The following is a 21,631-nucleotide window of genomic DNA, read 5'->3' on the forward strand; positions in this document are numbered from 1 at the left end:
TCTTATTTCCATTATATTTATTTCTATATACATATTGCATTTTTACACACACATACGAAAAACCCTGTCTTATAAACAGGGTTTAGTAGCGAGAATGGCGACTTATATTTAATAATACACCTACTGCCATTAACATTAATGTCAAACTTGATCCACCATAACTTAAAAACGGCAAGGTAATACCCGTAACAGGCATCAGTCCTGTTACAACACCAACATTAATCATTACTTGAATCGCAATCATCGCCACAATACCTACTGCTAAAAACGTACCATATAAATCTGGCGCTCCTAATGCGATACGAATCCCGCGCCATAATAATAGACTAAATAATAATAACACAAATGAACCACCAATAAAACCTAATTCCTCGGATAAGATCGCAAATATAAAGTCAGTTTGTGGTTCAGGTAAATAAAGAAATTTTTGTCTACTTTGTCCAAGTCCAAGCCCAAATAATCCACCAGGTCCAATTGCGAGTAATGATTGGATAATTTGAAATCCACTTCCAAGCGGATCTGACCACGGATCTAAATATGATGTAATGCGTTTCATTCGATACGGCGCTGATGCAATTAATCCTACAAATCCCGCTACACCAATCAAACCAAACATTGCAAAGTGAAAGACCCTCGCTCCCGAAATAAATATCATAATGATACATGTCCCAACCATTACCGTTCCTGTCCCAAGGTCTGGCTGTAACATAATCATCCCAAAAGCAAGAAACACAAAACTAAGAGCCGGTAATAAACCACGTTTAAAAGATGTGATCAATTTTTGCCGTTCCGCTAAAAACTTTGCCAAGAAAATAATCATCGCAAACTTCATAAATTCTGATGGTTGAATCGAAAATGCTCCGATCCCAATCCAACTTCGTGCTCCTCCTCGAACAAGACCTACTCCAGGAATAAGAACGAGAATAAGAAGAATGAAGCAAACTAGCAAAATTACTTTTGAATACGTACGCCACACCCAATAATCAATTTTCATAATAAAAAACATAGCTACTACACCAAGACCCGCAAACAGTAATTGTCTTTTTGCAAAAAAGAATGAGTCCCCCATTTTATAAGAGGCCCAAACTGCACTCGCACTATAAACCATAATCATTCCGATTGTCAACAATGAAAGTGTTACGATGATGAGCATAAAATCAGGCGTTTTCTTCATTACCCACAAACACCACCTCTTTAGGCAGAACCTTTTGCCCTATGTAACAAAACATCAGTAGGTGTTAGCCTACTGATGTTTTGATTTACTTTATATAAGTTTATGCACAGCTTGTATAAAAATGTCTCCTCTTTCTTCAAATGTTTTAAATTGATCCCAGCTTGCACACGCTGGAGAAAGAAGAACAACATCACCTTCTTTAGAATGAGCATAAGCTTTCACCACTGCTTCATCTAAAGTATCGACACTTTCAATTATATCTAATCCCGCTTTTTCTGCCGCTCTTACTAGTTTGGGAGCTGTTTGTCCAAATGTTACAATCGCTTTTACATTTTTGAAATACGGAATTAAATCATCGAATTCATTTCCGCGGTCAAGCCCACCTGCTAGTAACACAATCGGTTGTGTAAACGCAGATAGTGCTTTCTCAGTCGCTAACATATTCGTTGCTTTTGAGTCATTATAAAACTTACGGTTGTTAATCGTTGTTACATATTCTAAACGATGTTTTACACCCGTAAAACGTTTTAACACGACCGTAATTGCTTCATTAGAAGTACCTAATAATTTCGCAATACTCATCGCAGCTAAAATATTTTCTAGATTATGTTGACCAGGTAAAACGATATCGCTTACTTCAACAACTTTTTCACCTTTGAAATAAAGAGCGTTATCTTTTATACACGCGCCATCTTCAATTTCTTTCGTTGTCGAAAACAAGATTTTTTGACCTTTAGTATCCGCAGATAAAGCCATCACATCTGCATCATCCGCGTTTATTACACTATAATCGTTTTCTGTTTGGTTTTTAAAAACATTTGCTTTTGCTAAACCATATTCCTTCTTCGTCCCATGATAATCTAAGTGGGCTTCAAATAAGTTTAAGAACGCTGCAATTTTAGGCTGGAACGATTCTACTCCCATCAATTGGAACGATGAAAGTTCTGTAACTACAACTTCATTTTCTTTTGCATCCTGTGCTACTTCACAAGCTACAGTTCCTATATTCCCTGCAATAACAGGATGCTTTTGTCCTTCTTTTAACATTTCAAATGTCAGCATTGTTGTCGTCGTTTTACCATTAGATCCTGTAATTCCAACAAATGGCGCTTTTGAAATACGATATGCTAATTCAACTTCCGTAACAATTGGAATTTGCTTTTCTTTCGCAGCAACTAATATTGGATTAGAATACGGGATTCCTGGATTTTTAACGACAAGAGAAATATTTCTCTCTAATAATTCTAAAGGATGGCCACCGCATACAACGTCCATTCCTTTTGCTTGTAATTCTGCAGCAAGTACATTGTCAGCTAAAGGCTTTCCGTCATTTACAATGACATTCGCCCCTAACTTTTGTAACAATGTAGCTGCTGCATAACCACTTTTTGCAATGCCTAATACAAGAATATTCTTATTTTGAAATTCAGTTACAGTTTTCAATTACATCCACACCCCGATATAAATTCCTAACACAGCTAATAAAAATCCTGCAGACCAAAACGTCACAACAACACGCCACTCTGACCAACCACATAATTCATAATGATGGTGTAATGGACTCATTTTAAAGACACGTTTTCCTGTTGTTTTAAATGAAATGACCTGAATAATAACCGATAAAGTTTCCATGACGAATACTCCGCCAATAATTACAAGTAGCAATTCTTGTTTTAATAAAATCGCTACAGCTGCAATGGCTCCACCTAAAGCTAATGAACCTGTATCTCCCATAAACACTTTTGCTGGATTCGCATTGAATACTAAAAATCCAAGTACAGCTCCTACCACTGCCATACAGAATATCGCTACTCCAAATTGCTCTTGTGCCACAGCAATAATACTAAATGCTCCAAATGCAATAGCAGCTGTTCCTGATAATAAACCATCTAAACCGTCAGTTAAGTTAACTGCATTTGATCCACCAATAAGCATAAATAGTACAAGTACAAAATACGCCCAACCTAATTCAAACTTAACATCCGTTCCCGGAATCATGATGTATGTGTGGAACGCTTGCCCTTTTCCAATTAAAAAGAATGCAATAGCAATAACAAGCTGCCCTACTAATTTTTGTTTTGATGTTAAACCAAGATTTCTCTTCTTAACTACCTTTATGTAGTCATCTAAAAATCCGATTAATCCGTAACCAAACGTCACTAATAGTAATAACGAAACCTCTGCACCTAAATAATTAAACTTAATCGCCATAATAAGTGAAGTTACCATCATAGATACGTATATGACGATACCACCCATTGTCGGTGTCCCTGATTTTTTTTGATGTGACTTTGGTCCCTCATCACGAATACTCTGTCCGAACTTTAATTTTCTTAAAAATGGAATAAACAATGGCGAAAGGGCAACAGAAATTAAGAATGCTACCCCAGCCGTTACTAATAAACCTTGCTCAAGCACATGTAGTCCTCCTCTCACGTTGTTACTCTTCGTTGTTTAAACGCCCTGTAATTGCTTCTTTCGCAACTTCTCGATCATCAAAATGATGAACTTCTTTACCAATAATTTGATACGTTTCATGACCCTTACCAGCAATAATAATGATATCATCTGCTTTTACTTTAGTGATTGCATGGTTTATCGCTTCTTTTCTATCAATAATCACTTCATAATTATTTCCACTTGCACCATGTACCATATCATCTAAAATAGCCGCTGGATCTTCACTTCTTGGATTATCTGATGTGTAAATTGCATGAGTTGCATATTTTGTTGCAACACTTGCCATTATCGGTCTCTTCGTTCGGTCCCTATCGCCACCACAACCAACGATACAATACACATCACCTTTTGCAAATTGTTTTGCAGTTTTTAATACATTTTCTAAACTATCCGGCGTATGTGCATAATCAACAATAACTGTATAATTTTGTCCTCCATCAACAACTTCAAAACGCCCTGGAACCCCAGCTAGTTCCTTTATAACAGCAATGATTGTTTCTAATTTCACACCCGAAACAAGTCCTGCTGCTGTTGCTGCAAGTACGTTATATACATTAAATTTACCTATTAATTTCATCGTAACATTTACACTTTCATACGGTGTGACAAGGGTAAATGTAGTTCCGCCACTCGTCATAACGATATTTTTTGCCATAATGTCACTTGTTGTATCAATACCATATGTTACAACAGTTGCTGCAGTACTTCTCATATACTCTTCTGTTACATTATCATCGCCATTCAGCACAGCGTACTTTTCACGATTATGATTATAACTATTGCCAAGCTGTGCAAATAGTAACCCTTTTGCATGTTTATATTCTTCCATCGTTTTATGATAGTCTAAATGATCTTGTGTTAAGTTCGTAAACACCGCTACATCGTAATCACATCCGTGTACACGACCAAGATCTAACGCATGTGACGAAACTTCCATTACCGTGCTGTCCACACCTTGTTCAACCATTTTTGAAAACGTCTGTTGAAGTGTTAGTGCATCTGGTGTTGTATTTTTCACCTCAAATGTTTCATCACCGATTTTCATATTAATCGTTCCAATTAGCCCTGTTTTATGACCATGTGCTCGCATAATTTCATCCATAATATGCGATGTTGTTGTCTTTCCATTTGTACCTGTAATTCCGATTAAATGTAACTTGTGTGTCGGTTGACCATAAAAATAATCAGCTAAAACCGCTAACGAACGAAAAGTATTTTTCACAAGTACAACTGGAACGTCAACATCAATTGGTCTTTCCGCAACAATAGCAGCCGCTCCTTGTGCCGCTGCTTGCTTAGCAAAATCATGGCTATCAACCGTATATCCTTTCATACATACAAATAAGCTTCCTTCTTTCACTTTACGTGAATCAGCTTCTATAGATGTGATTTCTGGATTTTCTTTTGGAACAACTGGAAAATCATGCAAACATGATAAAAGTGTATGCAACTTCATTTCACTAAACCCTCTCTACATTGTTTATTTATCTTTTTTTCAGTAAGCAACACATTACCTCCTATATAAGGAGGTAAGTGCTACTGGCCTATTTATGACTGAGACACTTATTGTCTCAAGTTAAGTAACTGTTCTATAAAGAACTCACTTCCACCAATTGTACCATAAAACGTACTATGTTACCTTTAATTCCCGAAGTAAATTCTAATTTTTGAGCCTTCTTTTACTTTAGCTCCCGCTTCTGGTGATTGCTTAATTACTTTCTCTCCATCTCCACTTATATCAAGCTGCAAATCGACGAGTTGTGTTTGTAAATCTTTCTTTTTCATTCCAATTAAATTCGGAACTTCCACAGTTGGTGTATCGCCCCATTTATATTCTTTTTCAACTTGTTCTTTTCTCGGTTTCACTCCCATAACAGGAAGCGCATCTCGAAGGATATTCCCGACAATTGGAGCTGCTACCACTCCACCAAACTGTGTAACCCCTTTTGGATTATCAACAGCAACATACACAACAATCTCTGGATCATCCGCTGGAGCAAATCCGATAAAAGATACAATATAATTATTCTCTAAATATTTACCATCTTTCACCTTTTGAGCAGTACCCGTTTTTCCACCTACACGATACCCATCAATATAAGCACCTTTACCAGAACCTTTCGCTACAACATTCTCTAATGCATAACGAACTTTTTCTGAAGTTTCCTTGGAAATAACTTTTCTTTTCTCAACAGGTGTCTTTTTACTAACAACTTGATTATTTTTCGGATCAATAAACTCCTTAGCTATATACGGCTGATACAATGTTCCACCATTTACAGCCGCCGCTACAGCTGCTACTTGTTGAATTGGTGTAACAGAAACCCCTTGGCCGAATGAAGTTGTCGCTTGCTCTACTGGACCAACTTTATCTAAATTAAATAAAATCCCACTGCCTTCACCTTGCAAGTCAATCCCAGTCTTCTGCCCAAAACCAAAATTACGAATGTATTTAAATAATCGGTCTTTACCAAGGCGATCACCAAGTTCAATAAATCCCGGGTTACATGAGTTTTGAACGACTTCTAAAAACGTTTGACTGCCATGACCTCCTGCTTTCCAGCATTTCAATCTAGCTCCACCGACTTCAGCTGCTCCATCATCATAAAACGTATCCTTCTCTAAGTCTACTAAATTTTCATTCAATGCTGCAGCTAGTGTAATGATCTTAAATGTTGAACCAGGCTCATACGTACTCCACACAGGTAGATTTCTGTTATACACTTCTGGAGAGACACTTTGAAAATCCGCTGGATCAAAACTCGGCCGACTAGACATCCCTAAAATTTCACCATTTTTAGGGTTCATTGCAATTGCAATCATACCGTCTGGATTATAAGTTGACTCCGCAATATTCATTTCTCTTTCCATAATCCTTGTAATACGCGCATCGATTGTTAATCCTAAATTTAAACCGGCTTCTGGTTTTTTGAAATCATCACCAACATTAGGCATCCTTTGCCCTTTCGCATCTGCAAAAAAACGCACATGACCTTTGTCTCCATTTAGCTCTTTATCATAATATTTTTCTAGTCCCATAAGACCTTGGTTATCGCTACCAGCAAAACCTAATACATGTGATAAAAAGTTTCCAAATGGATAGTACCGGATAGAATCCTCTGCGATATACACGCCCTTCAAACTTAATCCTCGTACTTCTTTCGCTTTGTCATGTGATATTTTCCTTCCGCCTTTATCTAACCTTACAATCGATTCTTTTTTTGTAATTCTTTTATAAATCTCATCTTTTTCCACACCTAATACTGCAGCTAACTTCTCTGCAGTCTCTGCTGGTTTTTCAATTTGCCTTGGTACAACAAAGACAGTTGGAGCACTTTTATTCGTGGCAAGTTCCACACCATTTCGGTCTAAAATTTTCCCACGTTCGGGTTCAAAAGTAATATTACGACTCCATGAATCTTTCGCACGATCCGTTAACATATTCCCAAGAAAAAATTGCACATATCCAAGACGAATATCGATAATAGTGAAAATAAGTATACCTGATATAAGTATAAAAATAAGTCGTTTTCTAACTGTTACATTTGATACACGCATATCGGAACAAGCCTCCCTTACGCCTAGCTTGTTCCAATATATGCTTGTACTTATTTAATTAGAACTTCTTCTCTTTTACCATTACGGCTTTTCTGCTTCTTGTTGTGGTTGGAGTGGCGGTACGAGTGTGACACCTAATTCTGTACCAGGTTGTAATAATGTTCCTTCCGCCACACTTTGCTCTGTTACGTATCCTGTACCAGAAGGCTTCAAGTTAAGCTGTAATGTCTTCGCTAAATTCATAACATCACGCAGTGCCCATCCTTGTATATTTGGCATTGTAGGCTTATCTCCTACCAAGAAGACTCGGTCGCCTTTCAATGTTTGTTCAGTCGCTTTTGGTACTTGTTGCTGTACTTTCCCTTCACCTAGTACGATTGGACGAAGTTTTGCTTTATCAATCGCTTTCCCCGCTTCAGCCATCGTTTTACCAGTTACATCTGGAACAGTAGTTTGTTGTTCTTTCAGATGTTTTTTCGGATCTTTCACTTCATTTGGCTTAATCTTTAAATACTCTAAACTATTTTTTGTTACATATTTAAAAATATCAGCTAAAGGTTGTGCGCCGTTCTCATCATCTTTTAATTTCGGCTGTTTAACAGCTACATACACAACAAGTTGTGGATCGTCCATTGGTGCCATACCTAAGAATGAGAATATATAATTCTGTCTTCCTGTCATATAGCCGCCTTTTCCATCCGGAATTTGCGCTGTACCTGTTTTACCACCAACTGAATATCCATCAATTTTATAAGCTGTCCCTGTACCTTTCGGAGATGTAACAACACGTTCTAATAACTGTCTTACTTGCGCTGCTGTTTCCTTTGTAACAGGTTTTCCTACTTCTTCTGGCTTATGTTCTAATTTTACTTTGTCTGTTATCGGATCTACAATTTTATCAATTGCATAAGGTTTCATCATTTTCCCATCATTTGCAATGGCCGTTGCAGCTTGTACAAGCTGAATTGGTGTTACAGTGGAACCTTGTCCAAAAGCTGTTGTCACTTGTTGTATTTGCTGATCAAATAAAATTGTATTCGATCCTTCACCTGATAAATCAATGTTCGTTTTTTCATCTAATCCAAAACTATGAATATATTTTCGGAAACGTTCTGGACCAAGTTTTTGATCTCCTAAAATTGCAAACGCTACATTTGAAGAACGCTCTACCCCTTCATCAAACGTGATAGAGCCCCAACCAGCACCGCCGTTATGGTCTTTTATTTTCCTATCTCCGACTTGATATGTCCCTGACTGATAATAATCTTGCCCTTTGTACACACCTTCATTAATAGCTGCCGCTAACGTGAAAATTTTCATTGTTGATCCAGGTTCAAATGCATTGGCAATTGCGTCATTGAAGAAATATTTAATTTGACGATCATTAGGGTCATAACTAGGTTTAGTAGACATCGCTAATATTTTTCCGGTTTTCGGATCTGCAACAATCCCTATTAAACTTTCTGGCTCATATTGCTTACTTGCTGCTTTCATCGCGTCTTCTAAATAACTTTGGACACGTTGATCAATTGTTAAATAAACGTTATCTCCATTTTTCGGTGCCTTTACATTAACTTTTCCACCATCAAGGGATACACCTTTACGATCACCTGTATATGCTACTTCTCCATTAGAAGCACTTAAGTATTTATCTAAGCTTTTTTCTATGCCAAATTGACCTACCGAGGTTCCATTCTCATCTGGTTTTGCATGACCTATAACATAAGATGCAAAATCACCATTTGGATACACCCTTGCATTTTCTGTAATAAAAGATATTCCCGGCAACTTCAACGCCTCTATTTGTTCCTTCTTTTCTTTCGTCAAATCCTTGCCTAACGTTCCGAATTCGACTTGACTTCTACCTTCCTTATTTAAAGAAGCTAAAATATCCTCTTCGCCTTTTCCAAGTACTCCTGCAATTTTCTTTGCAGTATCTTCTTTATTCTCAACAGAGTTAGCGCCTTTTAGCGCAGCTACTATTTTATAAGAGTTTGCGTCTTGTGCTAACACATGACCGTTTTGATCATAAATGGTTCCTCGGTTCGCTTCAAGAACTCCTTTTTTACTATGCTTTTGTTTAGCAAGCGCATCTAAATCCTGATTATGAACTGTTCCTGTTGATTGTATGTAAAAAAATCGGGCTAATAACAGCAAAAAGAGCAGGAGGAAAAATATCATAAAATAACCTGCTCCCTTATTGGTATGAAATTTAGTCATATTCTTCTTCATCGTTCCTTCACACCTATTGCCTTATTTGAGGCCTTTCACATTATTCGCATTAATTTCTAGCCCGTGTTTTTTTGCAACTTCAGCGATTCGTTCATAGCGACTTAACTTCTCTACTTCAGCTTGTAATTCTTGATTTTCTTTTTGCTGCTGTACAATTTTTTCTTCTATCGTCGCTGCTTCTACATTAACTTGATAAAGGCCTGCTTTATTTCCAATAAACGCGACACAGGCATACAATAAAAAGCCAATAAACGCTACATACAACAGTTTTTCGATTCTTGTAATTTTCGCTTTAACCTTCGGCTTAGCCATCTGCTGTGGGGGCGTTTGAATTTGCACCTCTTCTTGCGCTTGTTGTTTGTACTTTACAGCTAAATTAGTCATACCTCTCTCTCCCTTTTATCGTTTTTCAGCGATTCTCAACTTCGCAGAACGCGCACGATTATTTTCTTCTAGCTCTATATCAGAAGGTAAAATCGGTTTTCTTGTAATAAGCTTTAATTTCGGCTTAAATTCATCAGGAATAATCGGTAATCCTGGCGGCAATTGTGGCGTTGTACTATTTCGCTTAAACGTTGTTTTACAAATACGATCTTCTAATGAATGGAATGTTATAACACTAACCCTTCCACCTGGCTTAACCATCTCAATAGCAGATTCCAATGCTTCTTCAAATACTTTTAATTCATCATTTACAGCTATACGAATTGCCTGAAACACTCGCTTAGCAGGATGCCCACCAGTTCTACGAGCAGGAGCCGGAATACCTTCTTTAATTAGCTCTACTAATTCTCCTGTCGTTTCAATAGCTTTATTCTCACGATAAGCTTCAATTTTTCTTGCAATTTGTTTTGAAAATTTCTCTTCACCGTATTGGAAGAAAATCCTTACAAGTTGTTCATATGACCAGCTATTTACAACATCATATGCTGTTAATGGGGCATCTTGATCCATCCGCATATCTAACGGTGCATCATGATGATAACTAAAGCCTCGCTCTGGTGTATCTAATTGTGGGGATGAAACACCTAAATCAAATAAAATACCGTCTACTTCTGTTATACCTATTTCTTGCAGTTTTTCAGCTAAATAACGGAAGTTACTCTTTACTGTTATAAACTGTTCACCGTATGAAGAGAACTTTTCTTTCGCGTTTTGAATCGCTATCTCATCTTGATCAAACGCTATTAATTTTCCACCTTCAGTTAATTGGGATAATAAATAAGAACTATGTCCTCCCCCCCCCAGTGTACAATCTACATATGTACCATCTGGCTTTATATCTAAGCCGTCTACTGTTTCCTTTAAAAGCACTGTTACGTGTTTAAACATTGTTGCACCTACTCTTTTTCCAATTAATTATGTTGAATGTATCCCTTCCTCTAAGCACATATTTCACGCTTAGAGAATGAAATAATACGAAAGAACGACTCATTTAACTTACCAACAAAGGCAACATACTATACAAATCGCTATTTTCTTTTATTATATACTAAATTTTATCATCTTTTGCGGGAATTTAAATAAAAAACTGTCGAAAAAGCGAATAATACGTTTACATTTTGTGCTATTTTGTCATATATTTAAGTATCCAACACAATTACCATATCCAACACTTTTTGATTGATAATTCAGAAAAAAATCACTTCACAGTAAATTCAACGGAATAAAAATAAAATCCTGCTCCAAAGAGCAAGATTTTATAGTTTTATAACATGATGTTTTCCGTCCCAAGAAAAAGGGTTTTCCATTACACGATCAACGAAATCCAAACCAAACTGATTTAAATAATAACATACATTCCACACACGTTCTTGCGGCGCACCTAATGGACGAAGTGCGAATTGTATACGGCGGAATTTATTTAGCTGAACCTCATACTTTTTCTCAACATTTCTTTTCAACATTCTTTCCAGCAGTTCAATTTGTTCATTAATTTTCAATTCGTTTTTCCCTGCAAACGCACCTAATCCTGGCTCTATTTTCTTTACAAATTGCTGTAAAGATATATGAATATCGGCAATTTCTTTTTTCGCCTTTTCAAAATGATCATCAATCGGTTCCTCTACTCGATTAGACAACCAGTTTTCACGCAGTTTATCGACATCATTTAAAAACGGATCACTTTCTCTCAATTGCAGATCGAATAAATCTGTCGCTATATCTCTCTCCACATAAGTAATTGTAAGACGGGGAACGACAGGTGGCATTTGAAAACCGACAGTATGGAATACTTGTTGTAATTCACTCCAATAAGCTAATTCCCCTGGACCTCCAATAAATGCGAGCGTAGGAAATACATACTCTTGCATAAGAGGACGCGTTACAACATTATTACTAAAACGTGCCGGATTTCTCTCCATTTCTTCAATCAACTCTTCATATGAAAAGGAATGCGCCCCATCCTTTCCAACAAACTTACCTTGATGCTCTTCAAGCAATACTCGTTCATTATCTATTTCCATGAATATATGCACTGCATGAGACTTCGTTTCAATAATCGGTTTGTATCCTAGTTCTTTAATTACTTCCTGCTGATTACGAAGCCCCTCTTGCACCTCTTTATACTTACCTATAATTCGCTTAAAAAATGGAATTTCTAACTTTCTTAATTCAGGATGATGTGAATCAACAAGGATTAAACCAGAATTAGCAAAGATTTTCGTAATAAGATGAGCAAAGAAATCTACATACGTATTCGATTTTTTCAAAGCATCATCAACAAATTTTAATACATCCTTTGTAAAATTTGTTTCTGGGTATGTTTTAAAAATCTCTTCAATCCAACTTCTACAATCTTCAACAGAAAGTTCAGACTCAGAAGCACTCGCCTTTTTCGGATTACGATCATAAAAAATAGTTTTTTTCATCTTTTTATTTTTCGCTACAAAAGTATGGTTAATCTCATCCATATCATGATCTTCACCCGCAATCCAGAAGACAGGGACAACTTTAACTCCTAAACTTTCTTCCTTTTCCTTTGCAAGCTGTAAAATTGAAATAACTTTATGAATTGTATAAAGCGGTCCAGTTAATAACCCCGCTTGTTGTCCAGCTATAACAACATATGTATTTTCATCTCCAAGCGCTTTTACATTTTGAAGTGTAGATTCTCCCGCTTGTAATTTTGTATTATATTCTAATAAATGCGCTACTAAATCTTGGCGGAAAAACTCCCTTTCACGCAAATCATGTAAACGTTGTTTAAAAGCATCTTCTGTTAACATATAATCAAAACATGACTGTATCTCTTTTTTACCGTTCATATAGTCCGCTACAACACCTTGTTGCGGAACAGAGATTTCTTTTATCTCCATATAATTCTTCCTTTCGTATCCAGTTCTCTCACCAATCCACATTGTAGTCAATGTTTCACTTAAAAGCAAAGAATAACACTTATACTCTTGTTTCTAACCCCTTTATTGCATCGAACAAAAATTGAAGTGTCGGAACTGGTCGTTGCTGTTTCTTAGCCTCTTCTAATACATACCCAACAATCGCATTAATTTCCGTCTGCCTATTCGCTCTTACATCCGCTAACATAGAGGATGTATTACGAGACGTTCCTTCACACACATTTCGTACCATTTGCCATACCATTTCTTTTTCTCCTCTAATAAGAAATGCGACCTCCTGAAACACTTGCTCCATCATTTGATAAAAAAAACGATTCGTGATTAATTCACCATTCTTTACTCCCAATAACGCTGTCAACGGATTGATACATACATTTACTACTAATTTTTTGCGCATAATTTCTTCCCAATCTGTTTCTATTTGAACTGGAAAATAAGCAACAGGAAAAGAATGAAATATTTTTTTAAAATGTATAGATTGGCCACAAACCACTCCAAATCTCGTTACACCTACTCCAGTATGATGAACGATGTGCCCTCCCTCTTTTTTCGCACCATGTTCTACAATACCAACAGCTATATTTTCACTCCCTATTTGCAGCATCCTTGGGAGATGCGACATTCCGTTTTGCAAAAAGATTAATGATGATGCACCTTCCACAAACGGTAGTATGTCATCTATATGATATTGCTTCACAGCAATAAATATATAATCTAAATTTTGCGCTACCATACTTTCTATCGGTAAAACAGCTGGATATACTGTTTCCCATCTTCCATCTCTAATACAAGTTACACCTGTTTCATTTAATTCTTCAGCCTGCTTAGCTGTTCTTGTAAACAACGTAACATCTTGGTTACTTTTTTGTAAATAAAATGTATACAATAGACCAATAGCACCTGGTCCGACAATTCCAATTTTCATTTTCACACAAGGGATTCACATTAAGCGCCCTTGCCTCCCCCCTTTTTCATATCTTTTTAAAGTACATGAGCACGCCCTATAATTTCGTTGTCCTCTGCCAAACAAATACACTCTCATTTTTCACTATGTATATACTGCCTATTAATACACTTATACTCTTAGTTTAGCAAATCCTCAAAAAAATAATAAAAGAAATATACTATCTTCTTCATAAAAATAAAAAAATGAGTTATACTATTATTATAAATATTTTTACTTTTCTGCATTCAACGAGATAAGAAAAGGATGTGATGTAATGGGATTCCCAAAAGTTGAGCGCTTGCTCATCAATTATAAAACGTTAGATGAATTCAAAAAATTTAAAGGGTGCGGAGCCCAGGAACTATCTATGCTGGAAGAATTGCAAGCAAACATTATTGAAAACGACAGTGAATCTCCATTTTACGGTATTTATTATGGTGGATCACTAATCGCACGTATGAGTCTATATATGAAAAGAAACGGCGGAGAACCATTCGAAATTACAGGTCCTTACCTAGAACTTTATAAACTTGAAGTATTACCAACTTTTCAAAAACAAGGATTCGGACAAATGCTTGTAAATCATGCGAAACAACTGCAATTTCCTATTAAAACGATAGCGCGTATTCATTCGGCTGGTTTTTGGGATAAATTAAATTTCAGCCCTGTATCAGTAACTGATGGAGATTTTTATATTTGGCATCCAGAAACAAATTTGAATGCGGTTACAAATGAAGAATCGGCTTAAGAAATAAAAAAAACAGCTGTATAACAGCTGTTTTTTTATTTCTTAAGCTTCTCTAACTTCTCAGTCGAGCGAGCATTGTTTCTTTCCGCTACCATTACACTTCTTTTTTGATCGATATAATCAAGCAATGTTCTATACTCTTCCTCATATACTGATAATCGCTCCAGAAGACGCTCTCTTTCTGTTTGTAATGATTCAACTTGTTGTTGCAACACCGTTAAAGAGTTTTCATCTTTATAATTTTGCAAGAAATCAATAACATCATTCAACGTAATTGAAGTAGGTTCTAACACCTTTGTCTCTTTCACTTCATAATTTTCTACTTTACGAAGTTGCTTCGCTTCCTCAATACGTTCTTTATATTGCTTTCTTACGTAAGAATTCCATCTAAATCCACATGCTGCTGGTGTACGAGATAAATTTTTCCCCACTTCCTTAAAGGCAGAAAGTTGTGTTCCACCTTCTCGAATATGCCGGAGTACTACTTCTGCCAGAAGCAAATCTTCATCATCAGTCCAAGCATCTTGTCTTGTTGTCGCCATTTCTCTAGTCCTCCCTATGCATTTTTTATTAAGCATATGCAGTTACTAGAAAAGATAGAATACAACAACTAAAGATTAAGACAAAAAAAATAAACGCAGAAGATATCTTCTGCGTTTATTTTCCTGCAATTACTTGCTGATTACTTCTTTACCTTTGTAAGTACCGCATGCTTTACATACACGGTGAGCTAATTTCGCTTCACCACAGCTTGGGCACTCTACCATACCAGGTACTGATAATTTGAAATGCGTACGACGCTTTCTTTTTACTGTTTTAGAAGTTCTTCTAAAAGGTACAGCCATTCTTCCCACCTCCTTAAAAGAAATAGTTATTTTCATATGAAGGCCTGAACCAGTCTTCCGATTATTTGTCAAAAAACTTTGCAAGTCCTGCCAATCTTGGATCAACAGTCTTTTCTTTGTCTTCTTCCGAAATCACTTGCCAGTCTTGACCTTGCGTCGGTGCTCCACCAGAAACATCATCACTGAAAATTTGCATTGGAATCTCCAAAAGTATATTTTCCTTGATTACGGGCAGTAAGTCAAGTACTTCTCCTTCTAAACAATGAATTTCAGCTTCAGTTTCAAATTCTTCTTGTGAAGTTTGGAACACCTCAGTTGTTTTAATGTCAAATGGTAATGTCACATCTACTAAAGAACGAGAACATGGTAAAACCATGCTTCCAGTTATGTGTAGATGAAACGTAAACTTACCGGAGCCAAAATCAACTCTTCCCGTTACATGAACAGGATTAATTTCACGAATATCTTTCTCGACCTCTTTTAGCTCACTTACATCTACCATCTCATCCAATGTCAATCCTTTATTTCTCAATTTATTCAATTGATGGATGGACCATTTCATATCATATCACCTCAAGGCAACAAACAAAATTATAGCTAGCCATTTTATATTTGTCAATGTTTTTTCTTTACACTATAATGAAGTCATCATAGTAAATAATATATAGAGTATCACGTTTTTCAAAAAGATGCTACATCGAAAGGAGAGATTACCATAAAAGCTGGTGGTATTGTTGTTGAATATAACCCTTTTCATAACGGTCATCTTTATCATGTGCAAGAGACAAAAAAGTTAACACAATCCGATATAATAATTGCCGTTATGAGTGGTCCTTTTTTACAGCGTGGTGAGCCCGCACTCATTTCCAAATGGTATCGCACTAAAATGGCCTTAGCAAACGGCGTAGACCTTGTTGTAGAGCTTCCATACGTCTTTGCAACACAAAAGGCTGAAACCTTCGCAAATGGTGCTATTTCCATTTTAAATGCCCTACGTGTTTCTGAAATTTGTTTCGGTAGTGAGGATGGACAAATCGAAAATTTTTATAATACCATCTCCGTACAAAAAAACGAAGAAGAGACTTTTAACTGCCTTGTAAAACAATTCATGGACGCTGGAAATAGTTATGCAAAAGCAACATCGGATGCTTTCTCACACATTTTAACATCCGAAAAAAACATAGATATGTCACAACCAAATAATATTTTAGGCTTCCAATATATGAAAGCAATTCTGTCACAAAATAGCTCTATACAAGCTCAAACTATAAAAAGATTCGCCTCTCATTATCATGATGAAACATTTAATGACCAACATATTGCAAGCGCGACAAGCATTCGGAAACAACTCTTTAGCGAAGAAGGATCATTTACAACAATTGAACCTTTTCTCCCACAGGCAACCACTTCGCTTTTAGCAAATTACAAACAAAACTACGGGATATTACATAATTGGGAACAATACTTTTCATTTTTTAAATATAAACTCATGACAATGTCTTCAGGAGACTTACGACATATATATGAAATAGAAGAAGGTTTAGAGCATCGTATTTTATCAAAAATACAAAACAGTTCCTCCTTCTATTCATTCATGGAAGCATTAAAAACAAAACGTTATACATGGACTAGACTACAAAGAGCTTGTACACACATTTTAACAAACACAACAAAAGAGGAAATACGTAGCGCAAATATAGAACAACATGCACCATATATCCGCCTGCTAGGCATGTCACAAAAAGGACAAACTTATCTTTCAAAAAACAAGAAAAAAATCGAACTTCCAATCCTTACTCATACAAAAACATTTGACCATGCTGCTTTAGATATAGAGAAAAAAGCAAACTCTGTATATTTCTCCATCATGCACGAACCGTTACGCACGCAACTATTAAAACAGGATATAACACACCATCCTATTCGCTATGATGAAACAACTACAAAATTCCTATAAAAAACCTCTCTATTTCAGAGAGGCTTTTTCCTTATCCATCTTTTCTAAATATGTTAACGCATCATTCAGCGTATCCACTGGTACAATTTTCATTTTTGTTTTAATGTCCTTTGCAGTCTCAAGTGCATCTTTATAGTTCGATTTCTCCGCTCCTTTTTCATTTGGCGCAAAGAACACCTCAGCCCCAGCATCGCTAGCAGCCACCACTTTTTGATTTATACCACCAATCGGGCCAACTTCTCCTTTTTCATTAATTGTACCTGTTCCAGCTATTTCATGTCCTTTTGTTAAGTCTTCTTCCACAAGTTGATTATATATTTCTAATGTGAACATTAAACCTGCGGATGGTCCACCAATTTCATGAGAATTAATTTTCACTTTCGGATCGACCACTAATTCTCTTTCCGTAACGATAGAAACACCTATACCGACACGTCCATTCCCATTAGGAATCGTCTTTACATTTAAATTTTCTTTCAATTGTTTTCCATTTCTCATGTACTCAATACTTACAGCATCGCTTTCTTTTTTCCCAGTCATATATTCAATAAATTGCTCCGTCTTTTCAAATGTTTTTCCATCAACAGCTATAATAACATCACCAAGCTTAAGCTTTCCTTCTGACGGCATTCCTTTTGCCACACCAGCAACTAATACACCTTTATTTTCAAAAGAAACGGAGCGATTTGCACGTTTATATGCATTATAAATTGCTGCATTTTGTGAATCTTTCATCGCATAATTTTGGCGAAATTGATATTCTTCATTACTCTCACCTTTTTGCAATATTTCTTCCGCTTTTGAAATATGTGTATATTTATTAAACTGTGCCGCTATTAAATTCACCACATTTGCGGGTCCCATTGAAACCGTAACAAGCATAAAATCACCAGATTCTTTCGTTCCACCCTCAACTTGAACGTAAGGCTCTAATTTGGCAGCCATTCCTGGTTTTGTTACATAATACGGTAAACGCACGTAAACAAGTAACATCGCCAATATAACCCCTATTAAGATTGCATATATAAACCGAAAACGCTTAAACATTATGTTTCTCCTTCCACTGCTCAATTAATAAATAAATATTTGAAACATGTTTTTCCGCTTCTACTTCTCCAACTCGAATAATGTCTTCAATGTTTGTAAAAGCACGTGAACTAAATTGCTCTACAGCTGGTCGCATCATTAAATCCGATGCAATTTGCCGATTCATTACAAGCTCATGCTGCATAATTTCTATACTTTGCATGATTACGTCATAAATGGACGTAACATCGCCATTCACCTTAATTGGAGACACATCCACAGCGATAACAATATCGGCCCCTAATTCTTTCACAACCGATACTGGGATACGATCAATAACCCCACCATCCACTAATAATCGTCCATCTATTTTTTCTGGTACAAACACTCCAGGAACAGATATGCTAGCCCTCACCGCATCTGCAACTGGTCCACTTGTAAAAACCACTTTTTCCCCCTTCAATATGTCAGTAGCCACAACAGCCGTCGGGATATCTAACTCTTCTAAATTTTTATTATATGTAAACATTTTAATCATATCTTTGACACGTTTTCCAGCAATAAATCCCATTTTCGGTACCGTGAAATCTAAATAATACTTCCGCTTGAAAACAGATGCCAATTTATACAATCTTTCAACGTTACTACTTGCCGCATAAAACGTACCTATTAGCGCCCCCATACTACTTCCTGCAATCATATGAATAGGGATACCAGCTTCCCTTAAAACCTTTATTACACCAATATGAGCAAACCCTTTCGCTCCTCCAGACCCAAGTGCTAAACCAATCTTTGGTTCTTTCATTTTTCTCACCCTTTAATTTTTTTCATTCCTTTTTCATACTTATGGTCTAAATTCACTACGTATCCACGTATACTGAAATGAACGTTTTTTGGGACAAAGGGGGATTTACTTACATGTATGAAAAATGGAAAACCGCTTTCCTTACCATATCAACGCTTTTTTTAACCTTTTCTCTTGTACTCCACCCCCAAGCCGCTTTACAAGCTTCTATTCGCGGGTTAAATATATGGTGGGAAGTTGTATTCCCTTCACTACTACCGTTTTTCATCATTGCGGAACTTCTAATTAGTATCGGTGTTGTAAAATTTATTGGCGTTATATTAGAACCACTCATGCGCCCACTTTTTCGCGTTCCAGGGATAGGTGGATTCGTTTGGGCAATGGGAATGGCTTCAGGTTTCCCTGCAGGCGCCAAACTAAGCGCTAGACTACGAAAAAGCAACCTTTTAACTCAGATTGAAGCGGAGCGCCTCGTTTCTTTCACAAATTCTTCTAATCCACTTTTTATTTTCGGTGCTGTGTCTATCGGTTTTTTTAATAATCCGAAATTAGGGATTATATTAGCGGCTGCCCATTATTTAAGTAACTTTGCTGTCGGATTAATTATGCGTTTTTACGGCCATAATACCGCTTACAAAAATAATACACACACTACAAAAAAACGCCGCTTTCAAAACCCTTTTTTAATTCTTCACGAGACACGCTTACAAGAAAAAAGACCAATCGGTAAATTACTTGGGGATGCTATCGTTTCTTCTATTCAAACATTACTTATGATTGGCGGATTTATTATTTTATTCTCTGTGTTAAATAAAATGATTACTGTATTCCACATTACAGCAGCTCTTTCTTTTATTATGCAACATATTTTATCATTCTTCCAACTAAGTACAGATTTTAGTATACCTATATTATCAGGTGTTTTCGAAATGACACTCGGAAGCCAAATGATTAGTCAAATAAATGAAACACCCCTCTTACAACAAGCTATGGTAACAAGCTTCATTTTAGCATTTAGCGGTCTTTCTATTCAGGCACAAGTTGCTAGCATATTAGCTGAAACAGACATCCGATTTAAACCCTATTTTTTCGCACGAATTATTCAAAGTATTCTTGCCCCTATTTTTACATTTATATTTTGGACACCATTTTATGAGAAAGTAAGTTCTTTCTCACCTATGCAAAAAGATATTCCTGTATTTTTATCCAAGCATCCTTCTATACTACATGAAATTTGGACATCTTTTATACATTACGGACCAATTTTCACATTATTTTGTCTATATTTATATGTTATTTTATTATTTTTTCGCACGTATAAAGAAAAACCCCGTTCACTTTAACGGGGTTTGAAACTTTTCTTTTAAAGCACGCTCTACAATAGGAGGCACAAGATCTACTACACTGCCTCCATACCTCGCAACTTCTTTCACAATACTCGAGCTTAAAAATGAATATTGGTTGTTTGTCATAATAAAAAATGTTTCAATATTTTCATCTAATTTTCGATTCATAGAAGTAATTTGCATCTCATATTCAAAATCAGAAACTGCTCGTAAACCACGTAATATTGCATTTGCATTACGCATTTTTGCATACTCTACTAACAGCCCACTATGCGAATCTACTTTTACATTCGGGATATCCTTTGTCGCTTCTCGAATTAGTTCTAATCGCTCTTCAACTGAAAAGAATGGTTTTTTAGATGAATTGTTTAAAACGACTACGTACACCTCATCAAATACTTTTGCTCCCCTTTTAATAATATCCAGATGCCCAAGGGTAATTGGATCAAAACTTCCTGAAGAAATAGCTATACTTGTCATTCTGTCCCCTCACCTTCATACTTATAAATCGATATTGCAGTAATCCCATAATTCTCAGCTCGTACTTTTACAAGCTTTCCTATTGAATCAGGTAAAACCACATCATTACCATGCTCTGCCATAATTAATCCATCACTATGTAGCAATCCATGTTGATCCATTACACTAATTAAAGATACAATTTTTTGCTCTTTATATGGTGGGTCTATTAATATAAGATCGAATGACATTTCACGTTTTATAAGCGCCTTTACTGCACGTTCCGCATCATTTCGATATACTTCAGCTTGTTCCTGTATTCTACAACTTTCTAAATTTTGATGAATTACTTTTATCGCTTTACTATCCCTATCAACAAAAATCGCTTTATCGATCCCTCTGCTCAAAGCCTCAATTCCAAGGCCACCACTACCACCAAATAAATCAAGGGCGATACCACCATCAAAATAAGGACCTATCATATTAAAAATAGATTCTTTTACTTTATCTGTCGTTGGACGTGTTGTATTACCAGGAACCGCTTTAAGTGGGTGTCCTTTACATTTTCCTGAAACTACTCTCATCTGTTGTCACTACCTTTATTTCAATCTATCGAGCGATTATAGAAAGCCATTCCCACTTCGGTAACCGTTAACAAATTACATTCACCAAAATATTAGAAAACTCAGCATCAAATAACCACTCATTATTTTTATGTA

Annotated in this window: 20 protein-coding genes; 3 read left to right on the plus strand and 17 right to left on the minus strand. The window is 36.3% G+C overall.

The window, feature by feature from the left end:
- Window positions 1-82: 82 nt before the first annotated feature.
- The 10 genes from spoVE to panE all read right to left on the minus strand — a co-directional run bounded on the left by spoVE (window position 83) and on the right by panE (window position 13,705).
- Complete coding sequence (spoVE, locus tag QCI81_RS06515) at window positions 83-1,174, minus strand: stage V sporulation protein E (RefSeq protein WP_000753524.1); 1,092 nt, start codon at window positions 1,172-1,174, stop codon at window positions 83-85.
- Window positions 1,175-1,264: 90 nt separating this feature from the next.
- Window positions 1,265-2,617, minus strand: a complete 1,353-nt coding sequence (gene murD / locus QCI81_RS06520; protein ID WP_000860103.1) for a UDP-N-acetylmuramoyl-L-alanine--D-glutamate ligase — start codon at window positions 2,615-2,617, stop codon at window positions 1,265-1,267.
- The gene (gene mraY / locus QCI81_RS06525) at window positions 2,618-3,592 is read right to left on the minus strand and encodes a phospho-N-acetylmuramoyl-pentapeptide-transferase (RefSeq protein ID WP_000893060.1); all 975 of its coding nucleotides are present in this window, start codon (window positions 3,590-3,592) and stop codon (window positions 2,618-2,620) included.
- A 22-nt stretch (window positions 3,593-3,614) separates the two neighbouring features.
- On the minus strand, window positions 3,615-5,090 hold the full coding sequence (murE, locus tag QCI81_RS06530) for a UDP-N-acetylmuramoyl-L-alanyl-D-glutamate--2,6-diaminopimelate ligase (protein WP_069356135.1): 1,476 nt from the start codon (window positions 5,088-5,090) through the stop codon (window positions 3,615-3,617).
- A gap of 185 nt (window positions 5,091-5,275) precedes the next feature.
- Window positions 5,276-7,192, minus strand: coding sequence for a stage V sporulation protein D (locus QCI81_RS06535; RefSeq protein ID WP_001266235.1), 1,917 nt, complete (start codon window positions 7,190-7,192; stop codon window positions 5,276-5,278).
- Window positions 7,193-7,273: 81 nt separating this feature from the next.
- Complete coding sequence (locus QCI81_RS06540) at window positions 7,274-9,424, minus strand: penicillin-binding protein (RefSeq protein WP_081366257.1); 2,151 nt, start codon at window positions 9,422-9,424, stop codon at window positions 7,274-7,276.
- A gap of 21 nt (window positions 9,425-9,445) precedes the next feature.
- Window positions 9,446-9,808: a cell division protein FtsL gene (gene ftsL / locus QCI81_RS06545; RefSeq protein ID WP_000182804.1), complete on the minus strand. Its 363-nt coding sequence runs from the start codon at window positions 9,806-9,808 to the stop codon at window positions 9,446-9,448.
- A 15-nt stretch (window positions 9,809-9,823) separates the two neighbouring features.
- Window positions 9,824-10,756, minus strand: a complete 933-nt coding sequence (gene rsmH / locus QCI81_RS06550) for a 16S rRNA (cytosine(1402)-N(4))-methyltransferase RsmH (RefSeq protein WP_000472508.1) — start codon at window positions 10,754-10,756, stop codon at window positions 9,824-9,826.
- A gap of 368 nt (window positions 10,757-11,124) precedes the next feature.
- A complete protein-coding gene (gene bshC, locus QCI81_RS06555; RefSeq protein ID WP_069356136.1) occupies window positions 11,125-12,741 on the minus strand; it encodes a bacillithiol biosynthesis cysteine-adding enzyme BshC in 1,617 nt (538 codons plus the stop codon).
- A gap of 79 nt (window positions 12,742-12,820) precedes the next feature.
- Window positions 12,821-13,705, minus strand: coding sequence for a 2-dehydropantoate 2-reductase (gene panE / locus QCI81_RS06560; protein ID WP_071729809.1), 885 nt, complete (start codon window positions 13,703-13,705; stop codon window positions 12,821-12,823).
- Window positions 13,706-14,000: 295 nt separating this feature from the next.
- On the opposite strand from panE, the gene QCI81_RS06565 reads away from it, so the two are divergent.
- Window positions 14,001-14,474 (plus strand): N-acetyltransferase, encoded by a 474-nt coding sequence (locus QCI81_RS06565; RefSeq protein WP_000506690.1) that lies wholly within the window; start codon window positions 14,001-14,003, stop codon window positions 14,472-14,474.
- A gap of 35 nt (window positions 14,475-14,509) precedes the next feature.
- Here the strand turns inward: QCI81_RS06565 and QCI81_RS06570 are convergent, their stop codons facing one another.
- The 3 genes from QCI81_RS06570 to QCI81_RS06580 all read right to left on the minus strand — a co-directional run bounded on the left by QCI81_RS06570 (window position 14,510) and on the right by QCI81_RS06580 (window position 15,881).
- Window positions 14,510-15,016 carry an RsfA family transcriptional regulator gene (locus tag QCI81_RS06570; RefSeq protein WP_000246469.1) on the minus strand — a complete coding sequence of 169 codons (507 nt, stop codon included), beginning with the start codon at window positions 15,014-15,016 and terminating at the stop codon, window positions 14,510-14,512.
- A 129-nt stretch (window positions 15,017-15,145) separates the two neighbouring features.
- Window positions 15,146-15,319 (minus strand): 50S ribosomal protein L32, encoded by a 174-nt coding sequence (rpmF, locus tag QCI81_RS06575; RefSeq protein ID WP_001984764.1) that lies wholly within the window; start codon window positions 15,317-15,319, stop codon window positions 15,146-15,148.
- Between the two features lie 61 nt (window positions 15,320-15,380).
- On the minus strand, window positions 15,381-15,881 hold the full coding sequence (locus QCI81_RS06580; RefSeq protein ID WP_000872146.1) for a YceD family protein: 501 nt from the start codon (window positions 15,879-15,881) through the stop codon (window positions 15,381-15,383).
- 213 nt (window positions 15,882-16,094) lie between these two features.
- On the opposite strand from QCI81_RS06580, the gene QCI81_RS06585 reads away from it, so the two are divergent.
- The gene (locus tag QCI81_RS06585; protein ID WP_069356137.1) at window positions 16,095-17,276 is read left to right on the plus strand and encodes a nucleotidyltransferase; all 1,182 of its coding nucleotides are present in this window, start codon (window positions 16,095-16,097) and stop codon (window positions 17,274-17,276) included.
- A 9-nt stretch (window positions 17,277-17,285) separates the two neighbouring features.
- Here the strand turns inward: QCI81_RS06585 and QCI81_RS06590 are convergent, their stop codons facing one another.
- Both QCI81_RS06590 and QCI81_RS06595 read right to left on the minus strand, forming a co-directional pair.
- Window positions 17,286-18,323 carry a SepM family pheromone-processing serine protease gene (locus QCI81_RS06590; RefSeq protein ID WP_071729775.1) on the minus strand — a complete coding sequence of 346 codons (1,038 nt, stop codon included), beginning with the start codon at window positions 18,321-18,323 and terminating at the stop codon, window positions 17,286-17,288.
- Window positions 18,316-19,107 carry a patatin-like phospholipase family protein gene (locus QCI81_RS06595; protein WP_000662590.1) on the minus strand — a complete coding sequence of 264 codons (792 nt, stop codon included), beginning with the start codon at window positions 19,105-19,107 and terminating at the stop codon, window positions 18,316-18,318. Before QCI81_RS06595 ends, QCI81_RS06590 begins: the two co-directional genes overlap by 8 nt.
- Before the next feature lie 113 nt (window positions 19,108-19,220).
- Between QCI81_RS06595 and ylbJ the strand changes: the two genes are divergently transcribed.
- Entirely contained in the window at window positions 19,221-20,450 is a 1,230-nt protein-coding gene (ylbJ, locus tag QCI81_RS06600) for a sporulation integral membrane protein YlbJ (protein WP_000273089.1), read from the plus strand.
- Here ylbJ and coaD read toward each other — a convergent pair.
- Window positions 20,442-20,933: a pantetheine-phosphate adenylyltransferase gene (gene coaD / locus QCI81_RS06605; protein ID WP_000200601.1), complete on the minus strand. Its 492-nt coding sequence runs from the start codon at window positions 20,931-20,933 to the stop codon at window positions 20,442-20,444. The two genes, ylbJ and coaD, sit on opposite strands and share 9 nt — an antisense overlap.
- A complete protein-coding gene (gene rsmD / locus QCI81_RS06610) occupies window positions 20,930-21,496 on the minus strand; it encodes a 16S rRNA (guanine(966)-N(2))-methyltransferase RsmD (RefSeq protein WP_001266976.1) in 567 nt (188 codons plus the stop codon). The genes coaD and rsmD overlap by 4 nt, the downstream gene beginning before the upstream one ends.
- Window positions 21,497-21,631 lie beyond the last annotated feature (135 nt).

The sequence above is a fragment of the Bacillus cereus group sp. MG20 genome (assembly GCF_040459885.1).
Classification (GTDB): Bacteria; Bacillota; Bacilli; order Bacillales; family Bacillaceae_G; genus Bacillus_A; species Bacillus_A cereus.